General features: G+C 47.2%; 15 protein-coding genes. 5 read left to right on the top strand and 10 right to left on the bottom strand.

Annotation, left to right across the window (positions count from 1 at the left end; genetic code table 11):
* Nucleotides 1-5 precede the first annotated feature (5 nt).
* The 5 genes from I2494_RS05110 to I2494_RS05090 all read right to left on the bottom strand — a co-directional run bounded on the left by I2494_RS05110 (nt 6) and on the right by I2494_RS05090 (nt 4,435).
* Nucleotides 6-653: a 3-oxoacid CoA-transferase subunit B gene (locus I2494_RS05110; protein WP_218468219.1), complete on the bottom strand. Its 648-nt coding sequence runs from the start codon at nt 651-653 to the stop codon at nt 6-8.
* Nucleotides 650-1,309, bottom strand: a complete 660-nt coding sequence (atoD, locus tag I2494_RS05105) for an acetate CoA-transferase subunit alpha (RefSeq protein ID WP_218468218.1) — start codon at nt 1,307-1,309, stop codon at nt 650-652. The genes I2494_RS05110 and atoD overlap by 4 nt, the downstream gene beginning before the upstream one ends.
* Before the next feature lie 145 nt (nt 1,310-1,454).
* Entirely contained in the window at nt 1,455-1,754 is a 300-nt protein-coding gene (locus tag I2494_RS05100) for an AtuA-related protein (protein WP_130592536.1), read from the bottom strand.
* Between the two features lie 2 nt (nt 1,755-1,756).
* On the bottom strand, nt 1,757-3,094 hold the full coding sequence (locus I2494_RS05095; protein ID WP_218468217.1) for an acyclic terpene utilization AtuA family protein: 1,338 nt from the start codon (nt 3,092-3,094) through the stop codon (nt 1,757-1,759).
* A gap of 27 nt (nt 3,095-3,121) precedes the next feature.
* Nucleotides 3,122-4,435 carry a CitMHS family transporter gene (locus I2494_RS05090; protein WP_218468216.1) on the bottom strand — a complete coding sequence of 438 codons (1,314 nt, stop codon included), beginning with the start codon at nt 4,433-4,435 and terminating at the stop codon, nt 3,122-3,124.
* A 229-nt stretch (nt 4,436-4,664) separates the two neighbouring features.
* Between I2494_RS05090 and I2494_RS05085 the strand changes: the two genes are divergently transcribed.
* Nucleotides 4,665-5,555 (top strand): LysR family transcriptional regulator, encoded by an 891-nt coding sequence (locus I2494_RS05085; RefSeq protein ID WP_218468215.1) that lies wholly within the window; start codon nt 4,665-4,667, stop codon nt 5,553-5,555.
* 106 nt (nt 5,556-5,661) lie between these two features.
* Entirely contained in the window at nt 5,662-7,080 is a 1,419-nt protein-coding gene (locus tag I2494_RS05080; RefSeq protein ID WP_218468214.1) for a sodium:proton antiporter, read from the top strand.
* A gap of 389 nt (nt 7,081-7,469) precedes the next feature.
* Here I2494_RS05080 and I2494_RS05075 read toward each other — a convergent pair whose 3' ends face one another.
* The 3 genes from I2494_RS05075 to I2494_RS05065 form a co-directional block, all read right to left on the bottom strand.
* A complete protein-coding gene (locus tag I2494_RS05075; RefSeq protein ID WP_218468213.1) occupies nt 7,470-8,288 on the bottom strand; it encodes a helix-turn-helix domain-containing protein in 819 nt (272 codons plus the stop codon).
* Between the two features lie 6 nt (nt 8,289-8,294).
* Nucleotides 8,295-8,636, bottom strand: coding sequence for a DUF6506 family protein (locus I2494_RS05070; RefSeq protein ID WP_218468212.1), 342 nt, complete (start codon nt 8,634-8,636; stop codon nt 8,295-8,297).
* 99 nt (nt 8,637-8,735) lie between these two features.
* Nucleotides 8,736-9,629 (bottom strand): LysR family transcriptional regulator, encoded by an 894-nt coding sequence (locus I2494_RS05065; RefSeq protein ID WP_218468211.1) that lies wholly within the window; start codon nt 9,627-9,629, stop codon nt 8,736-8,738.
* A 161-nt stretch (nt 9,630-9,790) separates the two neighbouring features.
* Here I2494_RS05065 and I2494_RS05060 point away from each other — a divergent pair, with 161 nt between their 5' ends.
* Nucleotides 9,791-10,786, top strand: a complete 996-nt coding sequence (locus tag I2494_RS05060) for an aldo/keto reductase (RefSeq protein ID WP_218468210.1) — start codon at nt 9,791-9,793, stop codon at nt 10,784-10,786.
* A 65-nt stretch (nt 10,787-10,851) separates the two neighbouring features.
* On the opposite strand, the gene I2494_RS05055 is transcribed toward I2494_RS05060, so the two are convergent.
* Nucleotides 10,852-12,114 carry a cytochrome P450 gene (locus tag I2494_RS05055; RefSeq protein WP_218468209.1) on the bottom strand — a complete coding sequence of 421 codons (1,263 nt, stop codon included), beginning with the start codon at nt 12,112-12,114 and terminating at the stop codon, nt 10,852-10,854.
* Between the two features lie 587 nt (nt 12,115-12,701).
* Nucleotides 12,702-13,379, bottom strand: a complete 678-nt coding sequence (locus tag I2494_RS05050) for a nitroreductase (RefSeq protein WP_228350846.1) — start codon at nt 13,377-13,379, stop codon at nt 12,702-12,704.
* A 161-nt stretch (nt 13,380-13,540) separates the two neighbouring features.
* Between I2494_RS05050 and I2494_RS05045 the strand changes: the two genes are divergently transcribed.
* Together I2494_RS05045 and I2494_RS05040 are read left to right on the top strand one after the other, a co-directional pair.
* Nucleotides 13,541-14,425: a LysR family transcriptional regulator gene (locus tag I2494_RS05045; protein WP_218468207.1), complete on the top strand. Its 885-nt coding sequence runs from the start codon at nt 13,541-13,543 to the stop codon at nt 14,423-14,425.
* 92 nt (nt 14,426-14,517) lie between these two features.
* Complete coding sequence (locus tag I2494_RS05040) at nt 14,518-15,003, top strand: hypothetical protein (protein ID WP_218468206.1); 486 nt, start codon at nt 14,518-14,520, stop codon at nt 15,001-15,003.
* Nucleotides 15,004-15,015 lie beyond the last annotated feature (12 nt).

The raw sequence follows: 15,015 nt of genomic DNA, 5'->3' as shown, positions 1-15,015 counted from the left end.
GCTCCTCAGTTAACCTGCATTGGCCGTAATTCAGGGGAAACGGTAAAGTTGGCTTCTGTCAGCTCACGCAGTTTATCCACCGTCGTGTCATCACTGATTTCAATTAACACCATCTGTTGATTGATAAAGCTAAACACCGCCAGCTCGGTGACCACCATGCTAACTTTGCCCTGCGCTGTCAGTGGAAAGTGACAGCGATGCAGCAGTTTAGCACCACCGTCTTTGGCGTTATGCTCCATGGCGATAATCACTTTTTTCGCCCCTACCACCAGATCCATCGCGCCGCCCATGCCCGGTACCATTTTTCCCGGTACGACCCAGTTTGCCAGATTAGCCTGCTCATCAACCTGTAAGCCACCCAACACGCAGAGATCCACATGACCGCCGCGAATCAAAGCAAATGAAAACGCGCTGTCAAACATGGCCGCCCCCGGCAACATACCGCAGGGCTGTCCACCGGCATTCACCAGATTAGGATCTTCCTGCGTTATTGGCCCAAGACCGAGAAAACCGTTTTCTGACTGCAACGTCACCTGTACATCGTCCGGTAAATAGTTCGCCACCTGAGTGGGTAAGCCAATCCCCAGATTCACTACATCACCATCTTTCAGCTCTTTCGCTACGCGACGGGCAATAATTTCTTTTGCATTCATTGGTTGTCCCCCTGATAAAGATGGTCGACTAAAGCCGCAGGTGTCATGACATAATCGGGCTCAATGTCGCCTATCTCTACTAACTGGTCGCATTGAGCAACCACTTTATCGGCCGCCAGCGCCATGATGGGATTAAAGTTACGCGCAGTGAGCGAGTACAGCAGGTTACCCATACGGTCGGATTTCGCCGCCTGCAAAATCGCTAAATCGGCACGCAATGGTAATTCCAACAGATAGGTCACCCCATCAATCACCATTTTTTGTTTGTTCTCTTCTACTACGGTGCCAACGCCAGTAGGGGTTAAAAATCCGCCCAGACCGGAACCACCACAGCGGATTCGTTCAATCAATGTCCCCTGAGGAACCAGCTCCACATCCAGATCCCCAGCGATCATCCGCCGTCCGGTTTCCGGATTAGTACCAATATGAGAAGCAATCACTTTCTTAACCTGACCGCTAACAATCAGTGGGCCTACACCGGTCTCGGTAAAACCGGTGTCATTACCAATAATCGTCAGGTCACGTACCCCTGACTTGAGAATTTCAGCCACCAACAGCGCTGGAGTACCGATCCCCATAAAGCCGCCAAACATGATGGTCATACCATCACGTAAGCTCTCGCGAAACGTTGCGGCATTCATTAATTTGTTATTCATGGTTATTCTCCTGCTGAATAACGACAACAGCGATCCCGCTGCCCATTCAGACTGATATGAGCATTTCAGGTGCACTATTTTGATTAACGGGTATCACGGCGGTGCGGCGAACGGTAAATGCTTTACCGCCGTTGACGAAGGCTGATTAGATATCCATGTCCATGATGGCGGAACTTAATCCTTTGCCATGCATATCCAGTGCCAGTGAGCGGGTCACTCCCCCACCCAGTGCGCCATACATCACAAAGTTCAACGCCCCAATGGCAGGCAGTTCATAACGCACCACCTCGCCCTTAACAATATCGGCAAAATAGGCTTTTACTTTTTCCGCCGTGACGGCATTTTTCAGGGTTTCATAATCATCCTGCGAGTAGGCAATCAGCGAGATATTTGAGGTGTTCCCTTTATCGCCGGTACGGGAGTGAGCAATTTCACGTAATTTCATGATTAGATCTCCAGATAATCAACGGTGGCCGTGGCTAAATTGCGTGAAATCAGGGTTGAATCCATCGCCAGAATCTCTTTAACCGATTTGGTTGCGCCACCGCCGCCGGCAGGGCCGTTGGTGTACAGCGTTTCGACTTCATTCCCCACTTTAGCTGCCAGTGCTTTAGTAGCACAACGAGCGGCTACGCGAGCACGCACTTCATAAGGCTGACTGCTTTGGGATAAGGTATCGCCATGCAGTGAATTAACCCCAATCAGGTCGTAGCGCACGTCTTCCGGCTCAAAGCCGCACAGGGCAAAGCGCTCTTTTACAATCTCCAGCGCCAGCTTGCCGCGTGCAACCGCCCCCGGCCCTGCGTAAGAGATTTCCCCTTCGCCAATAAAGCCATCCTGATAGCCTACAGATACTTTCAGGGTATTCGTACGTTCAAAGCCATTACCACCGCGAACCTCAACCCGATCCGGGCCAGCCTGTGTGAATGTCACATGGGAGAAATCCGCCACCACGTCCGGTGTCAGATAGCGATCCGGCTGATGAATTTCATACAGCATCTGCTCTTTGCAGGTATCTACCGTGACGTTACCGCCGGAACCGGCAACTTTAGTGATGGTTGCATTGCCCTGTTCGTCTATTTCGGCAATCGGGAAACCCAAACGAGCCAGCCCCGGAACATCTTTAAACCCGGGATCGGCATAATAACCACCGGTGATCTGACCGCCACACTCCAGCAGATGGCCAATGATGGTGCCTTTACCCAGCATTTCCCAATGGTCTGCCTGCCAGCCGAATTCGTGCATCATTGGCGCAAGAAACAGTGATGGGTCAGAAACACGGCCGGCAATCACAATATCCGCACCGTTGTTCAGTGCCTGCACCATGGCTTCAGCCCCCATGTAAGCATTGGCAGAGATAATCTGTTTGTTGCACTGGGAAATCGGTTTGCCAATTTCATCCAGCTTCACATCGCTATCCATTGCCATACCCAGCACATCATCACCGCTGACGATGGCAATTTTTAACCTCTTCGCCCCCAGAGAACGGGCGATTTCTGCCACCAGTTTTCCGGCATATAAAGGATTTGCCGACCCCATATTGGTAATGATTTTTATCCCTTTTTCAATACAGATCGGCAGTACTGCATGCATTCGGTCTGCCAGTAATTCATTGAAACCTTTGGTGGGATCCGCCGCCTTTTGTTTCTGACCAATGGCAATGGTGCGTTCCGCTAAGCATTCAAATACCAGATACTGAATGTCACCTTTCTGAGCCAGTTCGACTGCGGGTTCGATACGGTCACCGGCATAGCCGGCTCCGCCACCAATTCTTATTGTTTTCATATCACTACACCTAATCTGACTATTTAATTAAATCGGGAATATGCCAATCACCACCGCGGCCAGCGTCATCACAATCGATGCTGCCCACAGGAAGAAGAATGAGAACTTCTGATGTTCTCCCAGATCGATACCCGCTAGCCCCACCAGCAGGAAGGTCGCCGGCGTTAATGGACTGACCGGGAAACCGGTGGTCATTTGCCCCAGAATCGCGGCCTGACCCATTTCCATTACCGGAACGCCCAGTTCCTGACCCGCTGTAGCCATAACAGGCAAAATGCCGAAGTAGAAGGAATCCGGGTCAAAGATCATGCTTAACGGCATGGCGAACAGGCCGATAATGAAGGGGAAGTGAGAAGCCGATTCAGCAGGTATATGGGTCGCTACGTAAGAGGCCATTTCTTTCAACATGCCGGACTCTTTCATCACGCCGGTGAAGATACCGGCGGCAAACAGGATACCGGCCATCATCAGTGCCGATTTGGCATGAGCATCAATACGTGCTTTTTGTTGGTCTTGTTTACGGTAGTTAATCAGCAACGCAATGATGGTACCGAACATAAAGCAGATAATCGGGTCAACTTTACCGCTGATCATGGTGCCAAGAACAATAACTACCAGACCTATGTTCACCAGAAACAGATGTGGACGACGGATAGCGCGTTCTTCATCAGTCAGTTGAGTGCCCTGATGTTCAAAATCACCCGCCGGTGCCATACCTTTGCTATAACCCAGACGACGTTCTTCACGTTTGCCCAGCAGCCAGGCGCAAACATACACAAAGGTCAGGCCAGTCAACATCACCGGTAATACCGGCAGGAACAGTTCCATTACCGGAATTTGCAGTGATGAAGCAGCTCTCAGGGTCGGGCCACCCCACGGCAGCATATTACAAACCCCTGCCGCCATCGCAACCGAACAGGCCAGAACCCGGGGATCCATTTTCAGGCGCTTATACAGTGGCAACATTGCCGGGATAACCACCAGAAAGGTTACCGCGCCGGAACCATCCAGATGAACAATAGAGGCCAGCACCGCCGAACCTAAGGTAATACGGGACGGCTTATTACCAACGACTTTCAATACCTTATCAATAATTGGATCCAGCATGCCGGCATCGGTGAGAATGCCGAAAAACAGGATGGCAAACACAAACATACCGATAACCGGTGCAATATTTTTTACGCCTCCTACCGCAAACTTATTGACGGCAGAAACATCAAAGCCCGCCAGCAGCGCCATGACGATAGGAATAGCGATAAGTGCCGCCATCGGGGACATTTTCTTGGTCATTATTACTGCCAGTACGGCAAGAATAGTGAGTAGGCCAAACAGAGCGATCATAGATGATCTCCTATCCTTATTATTATGAGGAAACTAAGAGGTAAATAAATATCGGGATTAATTCATTATTGTTTCCACCATACTAGCGGTAATAAAAAAACAGGGAAATTCAATAAACAAATAGTGGCATCCAAAAGATGAATGGTTGATTAAATAGGAATGAGGTACCCATCACAATACAAGAAAGGTAGATAGCATATATAATAACGCCCAGGAGAAAACAACGCCTATGAATTTATCAATCAAACAGTTTAGGGCTTTTTTAGCCCTGTGCGAACACCGTCATTTCACCCGTGCAGCGGAATCTATATTCCTTTCGCAACCGGCATTTAGCCATCTGATTTACTCTATTGAGAAGGCAGTGGGTGTTCGGCTATTTGACCGCAATACTAAACGCGTTGAACTCACCGCAGACGGTATCGTATTCCAAAGTATTGCCGCCGATATGATGCGCGAATTTAATTTAGGGCTGTCGCGCTGGCATGACCATATTAATAGCGAACAATTTAAAATATCTCTTGCTGCACTCCCTTCAATTACCGTGAAACTGTTGCCGGATTATATTGAATACTTTAATCAGATCGAGCCTAAAGCGACCTTTGAAGTCAAGGATTTACCTTCAGACTATTGCGTGTCAGCAGTAATGAATGAGGCGGTAGATCTGGGGATCGTTGGTTTTTTGCCTAAAGATCCTAACGTTGAAAGCCATAAAATTCATACTGAAAAGTATTTCATCGTGTTTAACAAGAATCATCCGCTGGCTAAAAAATCCGTCATTACGTTAGAGGATATCAGCCGAAATAATACAATTATCCGCTTTGGCCCAACCACCAGCATCTATCAATCGTTGCACGTTAATATTATTAATAATGAAAGCGTTGAATATATTGAAATAGAGCAGTTGAGCACTTTATTTGGCCTGTTGCTCTCTAATTCCGGTATTACCTTTCTTCCTGAATTAACATTATATATGTTTCAACATCCGGATATTTTAGTAAAACCTATTAGCGGAGGAAATCTTATCCGTGAAATTTATATTATTAAGAAAAAAGATAAAGAGTTGTCAAAAATAAGCCATAAATTTTATGATTTTCTGTTACAAACTCAGCGTATTTCTTAATAATAAGAAATAAAACTACGTTACTTTGTTAACAGAATCACTAAATTTTATGCCGTACCCCATTTCCATTTTAATGAATTATTGTCCGCTATCGGAGTAACATCGGATGTCCCACCAATCACAATTAAAATTATTATGTCTTTTGTTTGGGCTATTAACCCCCATTGCCGGATTTGCAGCAGATATTGATGGTTCAAGCCTCAGCCTGGCGTGGGGGATCCCGTTTGTGGGTATTTTGCTTTCCATCGCCTTGTGTCCGCTGCTTATTCCCACTATCTGGCACCATCATTTTGGTAAAATTACTGCCCTGTGGTCGATACTGTTTCTGATTCCGTTCGCTATGACTTTTGGCATGGATAACAGCGTGGGGCTGGTTGCCCATGCTATGTTTGCTGAATATATTCCGTTTATTATTTTGCTGTTCTCACTGTTTACCGTTTCCGGTGGCATTCTGGTGAAAGGCAATTTGCATGGTTCTCCGGCATTAAATACCGGGTTACTGGCGATTGGCGCACTGTTGGCTTCATTGATGGGAACCACCGGCGCCGCCATGCTGCTGATTCGTCCATTAATTCGTGCCAATGACAACCGTAAGCATCGGGTTCATGTGATTATTTTCTTTATCTTCCTGGTGGCCAATATTGGCGGTGGGCTAACGCCGCTGGGAGATCCGCCGCTGTTTATCGGTTTCCTGAAAGGGGTCGACTTTTTCTGGACTGCCCGACATATGCTCATGCCGGTGCTGATTTGTACCCTGGTGCTGCTGACGCTGTTTTATCTGGTAGATAGCTATTACTACAAACGTGAAGATGAGATAGAACCGCGAGATCCAACGCCGGACTCTAAGCTACGCCTCTACGGTAAAGTTAACTTTATTCTGCTGTTTGGCGTGGTGGCCAGCGTGCTGCTTTCCGGCTTCTGGAAACCGGGCATCGAGTTCAGCGTACTGGGTGTGCATATTGAATTACAAAACATCGCCCGCGACCTGCTGCTGTTAGTGATTGCTGGTCTGTCGATGATGCTGACCGCCAAACAGATACGTTCCTCCAATCAGTTTAACTGGGAACCGATTCTGGAGGTAGGCAAACTGTTTGCCGGTATCTTTATCACCATTGGCCCGGTATTAGCTATTTTACGCGCTGGTCACCAAGGCCATATGGCGGGTTTAGTCTCGCTGGTTTCCGATCCTCAGGGGGCACCAATTAATGCCATGTACTTTTGGCTGTCCGGTGCATTATCTGGCTTTCTGGATAATGCGCCGACCTATCTGGTGTTCTTTAATTTAGCCGCCGGTGATGCGGCAACCCTGATGGGGCCAATGCAGCAAACACTGCTGGCCATTTCGATGGGTTCCGTATTTATGGGCGCCCTGACTTACATCGGTAATGCACCAAACTTTATGGTGAAAAGTATTGCCACTCAAAGCGGCATTAAAATGCCAAGCTTCTTTGGCTATATGAAGTGGTCGTTTGGAATTCTGATACCGTTATTTTTAGTGCTGACAGTGATTTTCTTTTTGGGTTAAGCAATATATTAAAATGCCCATAGTTAAAGCTTGAGTAAATTTCGTCCACTAATAGTTCAGTGCTCAACTCACCAACTGTGCAAGTGGCCGAGCAAGGGGCGTTAAAAGGCGAACGCCCCCTGCACCCCCGCGCCTTCGCACCCGAATCCAGGTCGCCTGACGGCGACTTCCCTCCGCCTTCGTTCGGGCTTACACACCGACACTGATTCGCTCCAGGCGAAGCAGTGCCTCGCCAAACATCCCTGTTTGGCGTGCTACCCTCTCTCAGTTGTCGGCTGAATTCCAGTGCTCTGATAGAAAAACAAAAGACCAAAGACCAAAGACCAAAGACCAAAGACCAAAGACAAACCGATAATATCGACTAATGGTATATGCGCTACACCATCCACTTAGTCATCCGTCATCACATAATAATTCAACGCCTGATGCTCAGCAGTAAACAGCTCTCCCGGCGTCAGGCCGGTAAAAAAACGACAGGTTTTAATAAAGTGAGGTTGGTCGGTGTAACCCTGTTCCAGAGCGCTATCCAGCACCGGGTGTCCGGCCAATATCTGGCGTAGAGTATGTTGGAAACGTGCAGTGCGGCAGAAGTAGCGGGCATCAACGCCAATAAAGTGACGAATACGCCGTTCCATAGTACGAGGGTTAAGTGCCAGCGCTTCACGAACCGTAGAGACATGCTCGCCATAATAGAGACGATTCGCCGCCAGTGTCATATGCGGAAGATGCATCAGGCTATCCCCCAGCATCTGTACCAACCAGCGCTCCAGCCGGTAAACCTGACTGATAAAAGGAATGCCCAACAGCAGTGGTGTCGGGTGCTTTAATCGAATATCAGCTAAAAATAGCGGGTTATCACTCAATTCTTCCAGCGATAAGCCAAACAGCGGGAATGTCGTACCGCAGCGCAGGCGCGCCGAAATAAACCTGATATCTGGCTGCCCTGCGGCTGAACTTAGCCGCAGACGGCAACGGCGTGGGCTAAGCAGCACCATATCCCCCGTTTTAACCAGATAGCGGCTAGTCATAATGCCGCTCTCGGCAGCCATAACATCCAGCAGCAGATTTCCACCCAAATTACATAGCAACTCACCGCCGGTTCCGGGAAACAGTTCCGGCAATGCCACACTGGCTGGCAAATGCCAATGCCAGTAACGCGCTATCCACGGGGATAGCGCATTACAAGGCTCTGCGGTTTGCCTCAGCATATTGGCTTACGCCCGGTTAGCATTGGCCATTGCGGTCTGTTCATCCAGACTGTCTCCGCTGCGAAATCCCAACCCCGGATGGGTATCAAAACGCACCACGCCGATTTGCATCCGCCCTCTGGCAGCCTCAACCACACGCGCTACACCCTGATGACCAAATCCGGCACATAATTCAATGGCACTAATCCCCTCTTGATGCAATTCATCTAACAGATTGCAAGCCTGCTGGTAGCTGCTGACAGCGATAGTTTTCAGGTGAATCTTTGGCGTTTTCACCCACGCGCTATTGGTTTGTGGATCCGCATCGGGTGCAGTAAAAATAAACGCTGCTTTAAATACATCAGTCATTGAGCTATCTCCATATTAGTGATGACTCGCTAACTGTATGGTTTGTTCAGTGAATAAGATTGTACCAAACCGACACTGCCCCACTATTTTTTAAGTAATCTACGACTTATAGCGCAACGCCTCGATCAGCAATGAGAAAGCAGTGGTATGCTGTCGGCGGCTTGGATAATAGAGATAATAACCGGAGAAAGGCGCACACCATTCATCCAGCACCCGAATCAAACTGCCATTAGCAATTTCATATTTGACCGAATCTTCAGGAACAAAAGAGATCCCCAGACCAATAACCGCCGCTTCAATACGCTGGCGCAGCGTGTTAAATGTAAGCTGTCCGTCAACCCGCACTTTTAACTCCTGCCCCTGTTTTTCAAATTCCCAGGCATAAAGGCCGCCCATTGTCGGCAAGCGCATATTGATACAACGATGATTTTGCAGATCCTGCGGCGTAGTGGGAATACCATACTTTTCCAGATAAGAGGGAGAAGCCACGACCACCAGCCTGACATCCGGCCCGATGCGTACGGCTACCATGTCTTTGGCTACTTGCTCACCCAGGCGAATACCGGCATCGAAGCGTCCGGCAACAATATCGGTCAATGTGTTGTCGACGGTGATCTCCACATGAATATCCGGATACTCCACCAGAAAAGTACGAAGCACCGGCCAAAGGATAGAATCAACCGCATGCTCTCCGGCAGTGATACGAATATTCCCGGCCGGACGTTCACGCATATCCCTCAACGCATTGAGTTCATTTTCAATTTCAGCAAACTTTGGCTCCAGGCTCTCCACCAGTTTTTCACCCGCTTCGGTTGGTGCCACGCTGCGGGTAGTACGCGTTAGCAGGCGTATCTCCAGCCGCTCCTCCAACCCACGAATAGCATGACTCAATGCAGATTGTGATACCCCCAATTTAGCCGCCGCTTTGGTAAAGCTCCGCTCTCTGGCGACCACCAAAAATGAGATCAGATCGTTGAAATTCTCTTTTAGCATCGTACACCCGGCTATTTATCCGTTGATATTGCTTCACTATATCGATTGATGAATTCAATTCATATACACATGCGCATTTATCTATCTAATCCTCAGGCTGACCATTTGTTACCTTTCTGTCACCGACATGATTAGTCCCCCTCATCGCAGGAGAAGATAAAATGCAAAAACGTAAACTGGGTAACACTGGTCTGGAAGTATCTGCTATTGGTTTAGGCTGTATGGGAATGAGCTTCGGCTACGGCCCTGCAACGGACAAGCAGGAGATGATCTCCCTGTTGCATAAAGCCGTCGACCTCGGCGTGACCTTTTTCGATACCGCTGAGGTATATGGCCCCTATACCAATGAAGAACTATTGGGAGAGGCACTATCACCGCTGCGGGATAAAGTCGTGATTGCCACTAAATTTGGTTTTCAGCCCGACCCTAATGGTGGCCCACGATGGATTGGCCTTAACAGTCGGCCTGAACACATTAAGAAAGTGGCAGAAGCCTCACTTAAACGCCTGAAAACCGATGTTATCGATCTGTTTTACCAACATCGGGTTGACCCCAATGTCCCCATTGAGGATGTGGCCGGTGCGGTTCAGGATCTGATTAAAGAAGGTAAAGTGAAGCACTTTGGTCTGTCAGAGGCCGGTGCCGGAACGATTCGCCGTGCGCATGCGGTTCAGCCCGTCGCAGCATTACAGAGTGAATATTCACTGTGGTGGAGAAAACCAGAACAGGAGATCTTACCCCTGTTGGAAGAGTTAGGTATTGGGTTGGTGCCATACAGCCCACTGGGTAAAGGCTACCTTACCGGCAAAATTAATGAAAATACCCAGTTCGACAGTAGCGACTTCCGCAATACCCTGCCGCGTTTTACCCCACAGGCGTTGAAAGCCAATCAGGTACTTATCGCGCTGATACAGGATATCGCACAGCAAAAAGGTCTGACTCCGGCGCACATTGCGCTGGCCTGGCTGCTGGCGAAAAAACCATGGATTGCACCGATTCCTGGCACCCGTAAACTGGAACGTTTGGAAGAGAATATTGGCGCGGCTAATGTGACGCTCAGTACCACCGATCTGCAAGAAATCGATAGTGCGGCTGCAAAAGTTGAACTGACTGGTGAACGTTATCCTGAAGCGCTGGAAAAGCTGACCGGACTCTGATTTAAAACAAACCCCGCCGGGACAAACTCGACGGGGGTTATTTATGTTTGTATTCGGTCACTTTTTTAAACCGGACGCGGCGTAACCCGAACCGGTTGCCCGCCCTGGTTTATCATCTGAGACTTCCAGTAGAAGCGTGGAGGTAAATCAGAAGTCAACGTAAATGAAGCCTGTTTCAGAAAAGTATGAACAAATCCTGCCAGCTCAACCAGCGCAAAATCTTTACCTCCGCATATGCGAGGCCCGTGGCTAAATGAGATACCAATACCGCTCTCTTTATCATTTAGGGGAGAGTTATTGTCATCCCTGAGGTTGAGTTCAGCCGGGCTCTGATAGATGTTTTGGTTGCGCATAATACCAATAAACGAAATGATAATATTTTGTCGTTCGCTGATTTCATCGCCACCAATTCTATCCTTACCTAATGCCTGCCGAATAATGATAGGTATTGGTGGATACAGGCGCAGCGCTTCAGAAATAAAGGTCATCAACCCCGGCATTTGGCTCAGCTGTTGCCAGTTAGTCGGATGAGGATGATTTATCACTTCCTGATAAAGCTTTTCTTGCTGTTCAGGGTAGCTCGCAAGCAGGTAACACACCCAGCCGATCGTCGCCGCCGTTGACTCTGAACCTGCCGCTAAAAACGCCATCAGTTCATCTTCCAGTATCACCTGATTTTCCGGCTCGGCTTCCGCCTTAAGAATACGTTCTAATAGCGGGTTGGTATATTTGGGATCTCTGAATATTTGCAGATCTGCGTTAACCTGTTGGCGCAGTGCCCGTAGTTTAACCAGCCGTCTCCGGTGTTGAGTATTCAGTGTACCTGCCGGTATAAAAGAGAATTCCGAGCTAAATTCCATCAACTCTGCAATGTTATCAATATTCATGCCGGACTCTTCCAGTGAAACCGGGAAGAAACTCTCAAGAAATACCGCCATGGCCATGTGACGAAATATGCCGTCATCCAGCGTTGTCTGCCCGGCGCGACTGTTATCAATTAGCTGCGCCAACCCTCGCTGTGCATGGTGAATAGAGAGTTTGACCGTTTGCCTGTCATCAAAACGATTTAAAAATGGCTGGGTTAAATTTTTATGCAGCTTCCAGATCTGACCATTTTCAAAAAAACGTGATGCTCCCAAAGCCTGTTTGAACCATGCCATGTTTTTTTCATAGTTCTCATAGTTACGGCGTAAAACATACTCGGCATCCTCTCTGTTTTGAATAATCAAAGTCGGTACGCCATTGAGCTCAAGAGAAACATTCTTACCATTCTGCTCATCGGCTAACGAGTATAAATAATGACAAATATCCGTACTTAAGTGGTGCATCTTGCCTCTTTCTTTTTATAACCATACTAAATATAAGGTTTAAATTATCAACGGCTAACGCCTTGTGAATTTAGTCACAACTATTTGATAAGTTACAGAGCGACTCTTCACTTCATTTTTTCAATACAGTAACAAATCAAATGTGTTTTAATGATTATAAAACCACAACTCCAATATATTTTAGTTATAGCAGATCAAATAAAGATAAGTTAACCAAATAGCGCATCATCACAATCAATGACTTCAATACCAATGAAAGTGAAATAATGTTATAAATAAATTAGTTACAATTAAAATGAATTGAGTATCAAATAATAAAAATTAAAATTACAGATAAAATATAATCGCCAACTATCATGTATATATACCTAATAGTTAGTGTTATTCATATTTATTATATGTATTTCATTAATCAGCCATGAAAATTAGCTCACCCTATTAATGTCATCAATGATTAATGGGTGAGTTCAGTATATTAAGCTATCCAACAGGAATATCCGTGACTGATACCCGAAAGAATTGATAATTTTATCAATATATTCAGTTTATATGATTACTGTTTATACCGATATCCGTCATCTTCTGGCTTAATCATGAAAAGTAACACTTTGATTCAGAGGTGCACGCCCCATTTTAAATTGATTGGCCGGTGCATTTTGGTCTTCATAACCAAATGAGATACCAAACAGCAATTTATATTCTGGCGATATATTCAGGAACTCGCGAATAGTTTCAGCATAGAAACCCAGTATGGTTTGTGGAATACCCGCCAAGCCCCGGGCCGCCAGTGACAGTAAAAAAGTTTGTCCATACATACCAATATCACCGGCAGTGCGTACGTTATCGCCAAACGATGGCATAAACAGAAAAGCAGCATGAGGTGCACCATAAAATGTCAGGTTGTTTTTTACTACCGCTTTTCTGGCTTCCAGATCGTCACGAGCAATACCGATAGATTGGTAATAAGCTTTGCCCTGTTCTTTTCTTCTTTCACCATAAGCACCGCCAAATGCCTGCATATCAAAACTAAAATCGGGAGAGTGCAAACCCTGTTCATCCGCCTGTAATAGCCGTTGGCTCAAGGCTTCTCTTTTGGCACCAGAGACAATATGAACATTCCACGGTTGAGTATTACAGTTTGAGGGAGCCAGTTGAGCATCACTTACAATGCTGGTTAACGTATCCTGAGGCAAAGGGTTAGCCAGGAAATGGCGAACAGAGTGGCGAGCGCGAACCGCCTGATCGAATGGAAGTAGAGTTTGCAAGAGGGTCTCCTTATGCGGTTTGGATAGTCGCTGCATCGTTATCGCGGCGACCTTGAAAACAGGTTGATATTATAACTTTCTCTAATTCAATAATAATCAGCACTTGTTTCCATATATAATGGAATAAAACGCTCGAATAGAACAACAAAGGGGGAACAAAAATGGATAGGCTAAGTGCGCTTAATGCTTTTGTTCGCACCGCTGACCTGGGTAGCTTTGTTGCCTCAGGCCGGGCGCTGGGGCTAACCCCCTCGGCGGTAGGTAAAGCCGTCACCCGGCTGGAACAACAGCTTGGGGTTCGCCTGTTCCAGCGTTCTACCCGCAGTATTCGTCTAACCGATGAAGGTGCTCTGTTTCTTGAACGCTGTCGTAGGATCCTCGACGATCTGGATGATGCTCATGCCGCTTTGACACAAACTCAGGAAGTGCCCGGAGGGGTACTACGTATTAGTGCCCCCAATGTCAGCTACCATCTGCTGCTACCGGTATTGCCTGAATTCATCCGGCGCTATCCGGAAATAGAACTGGAATTAGACTTTAACGATCGAATGGTTGATCTGATTGATGAGCGAATCGATGTGGCTATTCGAGGAGGAGAACTGTCGGACTCTCGTCTGATGGCCCGACCGCTGTATTCATTTCAGTTACTTCTCTGTGCCTCACCAGACTACCTTGAACGTTATGGGACTCCCATCAGTCCGCAGGAGCTTGAACAACACAGTGCTATTCGGTTTCGTTTCCCCAACAGCGGCAGAATGCAGCGCTGGCCATTAAAAACGCCGGATGATGAACACGCACTGCGAATGAAACATACCCTCACCTGCAATAATGTTGATGCGCTGTGCTCTGCTACTATTGGCGGGCTTGGCATTGGTTGTATTCCCGATTTTATGGTGACGGAAGCGCGAAGTAACGGAACCCTGTGTACCGTGCTGGATGAATATATTGAGGGCCCCACTCGGTTTAGCCTGATTTGGCCGTCGAACCGGCATTTGTCGCCAAAGGTTAGAGTATGGGTGGACTTTCTTAGTGAGAAACTGAGATAAGAATACTCAATTGTAGATTTAGAAATATTGGGCTAACTTGCTGATAGACTTTATTAATTACTACCATTCACATTTATTGGAGAATCATTCCTATGGTGCCCTTTGGTCTGACACCGGAACAGTTTGCTCGCCATTATCGACGCAGTTTAGAAAATTGCTCGCTTTTCCTGATCCAGAGATTAACTGAGCTGTTCACACAGCCAATAACCGAAAACGTCGACCGTGCAGAAGTTCAGATATTTCTGGAGCAAGATGGTATCGCCGCCCCCTCTTTTTGGATTTACTATCAGGGAAAAAATAATCGCGTGGACTCCTCTGATCTTTCAATTTTTCCCGGTCGTTCGCTGGAAATTGCTGATTATCTTCCTGGTCTTAAGCCGTTTGATGAACAATATTCCACTGACGATGAATTTGGTGGATTAGATATTATGGGAAACCTGTTGAAAACATGGTTTGCTGAATGTTGGTGGAAAGCCAGTGGATGGTGTTACTCGATTCCTGTCATGCTGTATATTCATGATGGATACGGAGATAACCAAACTATTGCGCTATCAAAACATACCGGACAAGGCAATTAATTCGATTCACAT

Origin of the sequence: Limnobaculum allomyrinae (genome assembly GCF_016649425.1) — a bacterium.
GTDB classification, from domain to species: Bacteria; Pseudomonadota; Gammaproteobacteria; order Enterobacterales; family Enterobacteriaceae; genus Limnobaculum; species Limnobaculum allomyrinae.
This window is presented reverse-complemented; position numbering and strand designations above follow the sequence as displayed.